At 71.5% G+C, this 6,000-nt stretch carries 5 protein-coding genes and 1 pseudogene; all 6 read right to left on the bottom strand.

The window, feature by feature from the left end; genetic code table 11:
* Nucleotides 1-295 (bottom strand): annotated as a pseudogene (locus ACWGKQ_RS14255) (ABC transporter permease); the annotation flags it as partial.
* Nucleotides 292-1,248: an ABC transporter ATP-binding protein gene (locus ACWGKQ_RS14250; RefSeq protein ID WP_453292197.1), complete on the bottom strand. Its 957-nt coding sequence runs from the start codon at nucleotides 1,246-1,248 to the stop codon at nucleotides 292-294. The gene ACWGKQ_RS14250 and the pseudogene ACWGKQ_RS14255, both read right to left, overlap by 4 nt.
* A 143-nt stretch (nucleotides 1,249-1,391) precedes the next feature.
* Entirely contained in the window at nucleotides 1,392-2,237 is an 846-nt protein-coding gene (locus ACWGKQ_RS14245; protein ID WP_453292196.1) for an EamA family transporter, read from the bottom strand.
* Entirely contained in the window at nucleotides 2,234-2,755 is a 522-nt protein-coding gene (locus tag ACWGKQ_RS14240) for a YbaK/EbsC family protein (protein WP_453292195.1), read from the bottom strand. Before ACWGKQ_RS14240 ends, ACWGKQ_RS14245 begins: the two co-directional genes overlap by 4 nt.
* Nucleotides 2,756-2,887: 132 nt before the next feature.
* Complete coding sequence (locus ACWGKQ_RS14235) at nucleotides 2,888-5,110, bottom strand: MMPL family transporter (protein WP_453292194.1); 2,223 nt, start codon at nucleotides 5,108-5,110, stop codon at nucleotides 2,888-2,890.
* A gap of 126 nt (nucleotides 5,111-5,236) precedes the next feature.
* Nucleotides 5,237-5,839, bottom strand: coding sequence for a TetR/AcrR family transcriptional regulator (locus tag ACWGKQ_RS14230; RefSeq protein WP_453292193.1), 603 nt, complete (start codon nucleotides 5,837-5,839; stop codon nucleotides 5,237-5,239).
* Nucleotides 5,840-6,000: the final 161 nt, after the last annotated feature.

Raw genomic sequence — 6,000 nt, 5'->3', positions numbered from 1 at the left:
CCACCGACGTCAGCAGCGGCAGCGCCCAGGTGCCCGCGAAGCCGAGTATCACCAGCGGCCCGGCCCAGCCGGTGGCGTGCATCCAGCGCCCGAAGAGCGTGTCGGCGGGGAGCGTGCTCTGCTGACTGACCCCGGCGACGAACAGCCCCGGCGCGATCCAGCAGGCGGCCACCAGGAGCCCGATCCGCCACTGCGAGACCAGCTTCACCAGCTCGAAGCGGTAGGCGCGCGACACCGGGACACGACGGGCGACGGGGGCGATCTCGGTGACAGCGGCGGCTTGGGTGACGGTCATCGGCCGGTCTCCTGGTGCTCGGTGAGGGCGAGGAAGGCGGCTTCGAGCGGGGACACGACGGGGGCGAGTTCGCGGACCGCGACGCCCGAGCGGACGATCTGGGCGACGAGTTCGTCGAGGGCGGGCACCAGGGCGCGTACGACGAGCGCCTCGGGGTCCTGCCGCAGGCCGGGGCCGGTGCCGTCGGCGATCCGGATGCCCGCCGTGGCGGCGGCGAGCCGGCGCGCGGCCTCGGGGTCGGAGGTGCGCAGCCGGTAGTCGAGTTCGCGGTTCTCGGCGGCCAGCTTGTTCAGCGGGCCGGAGAAGACGACGCGTCCGGTGGCGAGGATGGTGACCTCGGAGCACAGCGCCTCCAGGTCGTCCATCCGGTGGCTGGAGAGCACCACGCCGGTGCCGTCGGCGGCGAGCCGGGTGAGGACGCCGTGCACATGTCTCTTGCCGGCCGGGTCGAGGCCGTTGGACGGCTCGTCGAGGACGAGCAGCCGGGGCCGGGTGAGCAGGGCGGCGGCGAGCCCGAGCCGCTGGCGCATGCCGAGGGAGAAGCCGCGGGTCCTGTCGTCGGCGACGTCGGTGAGCCCGGCCTCGGCGAGCACGTCGTCGATCCTGGCGGCGCCCGCGGCCCCCTTGTCGAGACCGCGGAGGGCGGCCAGCGCGGCGAGGTTCTGCCGGGCGGTGAGCGAGGGGTAGAGCCCGGGCGCGTCCACGAAGCCGGCGACGCCGTCCGGGGCGGCGAGCGCCCGTTCGACGGGCGTGCCCAGGATCTCCAGCCTGCCGCCGTCGGCGACGGCCAGCCCCAGCAGCAGGCCCAGCAGGGTCGTCTTGCCGGCGCCGTTCGGGCCGACCAGGCCGTGGATCTGGCCTTGCGTCACGTCCAGGTCCACGGCGTCCAGCGCGACGACGTCGCCGAAGTACTTGGTGATCCCGCGCGCCCGGACTGCGTGAGGTGTGTCCATGAGTCCCTTGCGTCCCTTCTTGCGCAACCCGCAGGGACTTTAGGGAGAACACACAACCCAGGCACAGGCAGTCGGCTGAACGTTCGAGGAACGGTTCGTCAAGGCAACGGCAAGTCGGGGCAGCTGACGGACGATCCGGCGCACTACCCGGCGTGCAGCATCAGCCCGATCCCGACGACCACCAGCCCGGCCGCCGCGATCCTGGGCGCCCCGAACCGCTCGTCGAAGAAGACCGCTCCGATGGCCGCCCCGACGATGATCGACGACTCGCGCAGCGCGGCGACCGGGGCGAGTTCGGCGCGGGTCTGTGCCCACAGGACCAGTCCGTAGGCGAGGACGGACAGCAGGGCGCCGAACAGGCCCAGGGCGGCGAACGGGCGGGCCGCGGTGAGCAGTTCGCCGCGTCTGCGGTACAGGGCGTACGTCGGGATCGCGAGGCCCTGGAGGGCGATCAGCCAGGCGATGTAGCCCACGGAGGATCCCGAGGCCCGGACCCCGAGGCCGTCCAGGACGGTGTACGCGGCGATCGACAGGCCGGTGGCGAGGGCGGCGCCGATCGCCGTCCAGTCGGGGCGGCGGCCGCGCAGCCCCCACAGGGCGACCCCGGCGAGCCCGGCGCAGGACACGGCGATGCCCGCGGCCGCGGGTGCGTCGGGCACCTCGTGCGCGAACACGGCGGCGAACAGCGTCACCAGGAGCGGCGCGGTGCCCCTCGCGATCGGGTAGACCTGCCCGAAGTCCCCGAGCCGGAAGGACAGCATCAGCAGCGCGAAGTAGGCGACGTGGACGACCGAGGAGGCGATCAGGTACGGCCATGCGCCGGCCGCCGGTACGGCGGAGAACGGCATCAGCAGCGAGCCGATCAGCACGCTTCCGGCGGCGATCAGCGAGGAGCCGACGAGTTTGTCGGTGATCCGGTGGGCGATGGCGTTCCAGCCGGCGTGGGTGACCGCGGCGAACAGGACGGCCGCGGTGACCGCAGGGGTCACGCGGTGGGCTCGCGCACGTCCGCGACGGTGGCGCCGGCGTGTGCCACCAGGGCGGCGGGCGCGATCGGGAAGACGGCATGGGGGTTGCCGGCCGCGGCCCACACCACGTCGTGCCGCAGCAGTGCCCGGTCGGCGAGCACGCGCGTGCGTGTCCGGTGCCCGAAGGGCGGCACGCCTCCGATGGCGTACCCGGTCGTCTCGCGTACGACGTCCGCCTTGGCCCGGGTCACCTTCCCGGCGCCGAGTTCCTTGCGGACCAGTTCCACGTCGACCCGGGAGGCGCCGTCCATCAGCACCAGCACGGGCACCCCGTCGGCGGCGAAGATCAGCGACTTGCAGATCTCGCTCAGCTCGCACCCGACCGCGGCGGCGGCCTCGGCCGCGGTCCGGGTCGCGTCCGGGAACCGGCGGATCCGCGAGGTCAGCTCTGCGAGGCCGAGCTCCTCCAGGGCGGCAGCGAAACGAGGGTGGGCACCGGAGTCCCCGGCGTCGGCGTCAGTGGCGGCTGTCGTCGTCATGGGGGCACGCTAGCCAAACCGGGGAAGTGGCGGCGAGTGGTTAAGAACGGTCGGCGGTCCCGGGCACGAGAAAGCCGGTGAGGGTGCCCCGTCCCCACGGACCCTCACCGGCGGTCTGTCACGAGCCGTGCCTCAGGCGCGTACCAGCTCCCGGTCCTCGTCGTCCCGGTCGGCGTCGCGGTCGGCCAGGGCGCGCAGGCCCTCGCCCTCGACGTCGACGTTGGGCAGTGCCCGGTCCAGCCACTTCGGCAGCCACCAGGCGCGCTTGCCGAGCAGCGCGAGCACCGCCGGGACGATCGCCATGCGGACGACGAACGCGTCGAAGAAGACGGCGATGGCGAGACCGAAGCCGATCATCTTGATCATGGACTCGCTGGAGCCGATGAAGCCGGAGAAGACGGCCATCATGATGACGGCGGCGGCCGTGACGACCCGCGCCCCGTGCTTGAAGCCGGTGACGACGGCCTGGCTCGGCTTCTCGCCGTGCACGTACGCCTCCCGCATCCGGGTCACCAGGAACACCTCGTAGTCCATGGCGAGTCCGAAGACCACGCCCACCATGAAGATCGGCATCATCGACATGACCGGGCCGGTCTCCTCGACGCCGAGCAGGGAGGACAGCCAGCCCCACTGGAAGACCGCGACGACGGCGCCCAGGGCGGCCATCACGCTCAGCAGGAAGCCGAGGGCGGCCTTCAGCGGCACCAGGATCGAGCGGAAGACCACGATCAGGAGGAGGAAGGCGAGCCCGACGACCAGCGTCAGGTAGGGGATCAGCGCGTCGTTGAGCCGCTGGGAGACGTCGATGTTCATCGCCGTCGCGCCGGTGACGAGGACCTTGGCGTCGGTGTCGGCGGTGATCTCGGTGCCCTGGTCGCGGATCGCGTGGACCAGGTCCTCGGTGGTGGCCGAGGACGGCTTGGACTTCGGGATGACGGTGATGGTCGCGGTGTCGCCGGCCTTGTTGGGCGCGGCCGGGGTCACCGTGACGACGTCCTTGAGGCCCTTGATGTCGTGGTCGACCTTGTTGAACGCGGTCTTCGGGTGGTCGCTGTCCTTGGCGTCGACGACGACCATGAGGGGGCCGTTGAAGCCGGGCCCGAAGCCGTCGGAGAGCAGGTCGTAGGCGCGGCGCTGGGTGGTCGAGGTCGGCTGCGAACCGTCGTCGCCGAGGCCGAGCTGGAGGGAGGCCGCGGGGACCGCCGCCGCACCGAGGCCGACCACGCCGAGCAGCAGGACGGCGACCGGGCGCCGTACGACGAAGCTCGCCCAGCGGGTGCCCATGTTGGGGCGGTCGGCGTGCTTCTTCTGCGCGCGGCCGCCGCCGAACAGCCTGCTCTTCTCACCGGCGGGCTTGATCCTGCGGCCCGCGAAGCCGAGCAGCGCCGGGATGAGGGTGAGGGCGATCAGGACGGCGACGACGACCGTGCCGGCGGCCGCCACACCCATCTTGGTGAGCATGGGGATGTTGACGACGGAGAGGCCGACCAGGGCGATCACGACCGTCAGACCGGCGAAGACGACGGCGGAGCCGGCGGTGCCGACCGCGCGGCCGGCGGCCTCCTCGCGTTCGCGGCCCTCGGCGAGCTCCGCGCGGTAGCGGGAGACGATGAACAGGGCGTAGTCGATGCCGACGGCGAGGCCGATCATCGTGGCCAGGGTGGAGGTGGTGGAGCCCAGGTCGAGCGCGCTGGCCAGCGCGGTGATCGTGGAGACGCCGATGCCGACGCCGATGATCGCGGTGAGCAGCGGGAACCCGGCCGCGAGCAGAGAGCCGAACGTGATGACCAGGACGACCGCGGCGATCGCGATGCCGATGACCTCGCTGGACCCGGTCTCGGGGGTGCTGGTGAGCGCGTCGCCGCCGACCTCCACGGTCAGCCCGGCGTCCCGCGCGTCCTGCGCGGCCGCCTTCAGGGCGTCCCGGGAGGAGTCCTCCAGCTCCATGCCGGAGACCTTGTACTTCACCGAGGCGTAGGCGATCGTGCCGTTCTTGCTGACCGCGTGCCCCTTGTAGGGGTCGGTGACGGAGGTGACCTCGGAGCCGCCCTCCAGTTCCTTCACGGTCTTCTTGACGGTCGCCTTGTTGAGCTTGTCGGTCATCTTCTCGCCGGCCGGCGCCTTGAAGACCACGCGCGCGGTGGCGCCGTCGGAGCTGGAGCCGGGGAAGCGCTGGTCCAGCAGGTCGAAGGCCTTCTGGGCCTCGGTTCCGGGGATGGAGAAGGAGGTGTTGCCGGCGGCGGGGGCATTGGCCGCGCCGACGCCCGCCAGGGTCAGCAGCGCCACCCAGATGAGGGCGACGAAGTGCCGTCGCCTGAAGGCGAGCCGGCCCAGTTTGTAGAGGAACGTGGCCACGAGGGCGTACTCCCGGTCAGGTCGTGGGGTTTTCAGGGCAGGGGTGATCGGCCCGGTGGGGGGGGCAGGCGTGATCGGCCCGACGACGTGAGCGGAGGCGTCAGGTGGGCTGGCTGCGGGGAAGGGTCAGCAGGCGGGTGCGCCGAGGGCGGGGAGCACCACGGCGTCGATGTAGGACAGCACGAAGGTCTGCGTCGGCGGCTGCTCGTCGATCAGGGTGCGCGCGGCGAATCCGCCGATCATCATGTGCATCAGGAAACCGATCGCCGGGTTGTCCGCGCGGATCTCGCCCCGGTCGATCGCCCGTTGCAGCACCTGGCGGAACTGGGCCATCTCGGGCTCGATCAGGTGTTCCTTGAACGCCTTCAGGAGGTCCGGGTTGCCGTGGACCGCCATGGCGAGCGCCCGCATCAGCGCGGAGTTCTGCTCCATCTCGCAGTCGTCCGAGCGCATCGTGAGGGCGTGCAGGTCGCCGCGGAGCGACCCGGTGTCGATCTCGCCGATCGCGGCACTCGGCTTCTGGTACCGCACCGCCTTGGCCACCAGCTCGGCCTTTCCGCCCCACTGGCGGTAGAGGGTGGCCTTGCTGGACTTGGTGCGGGCGGCGACGGCGTCCATGGTGAAGGCGTCGTAGCCGACCTCGCGGAGCAGGTCGAGCACGGCCTCGTACAGCTCGGCCTCACGCTCGGGCGTGATCCGACTGCGACGCGCCGTTGCGACCTCAGTCATGCCACTCACCCTTCACTGCTCCATCGGCATCTTCGTGTGTACATCTCGAAGATACCCTGCGATCTAGAGAAACGAAACCGTTTCGTACGTGTGCTGTCTCACGTGTGTGCACGACCCATGCGTTCCCACGAGTTGCTGCCCCTGCGCCCCCGGAAAAGCAT

The organism is Streptomyces sp. NPDC054770 (assembly GCF_053611985.1).
Note: the sequence above shows the minus strand (reverse complement) of the source record. Positions and strands in the feature narration are given on the sequence as shown.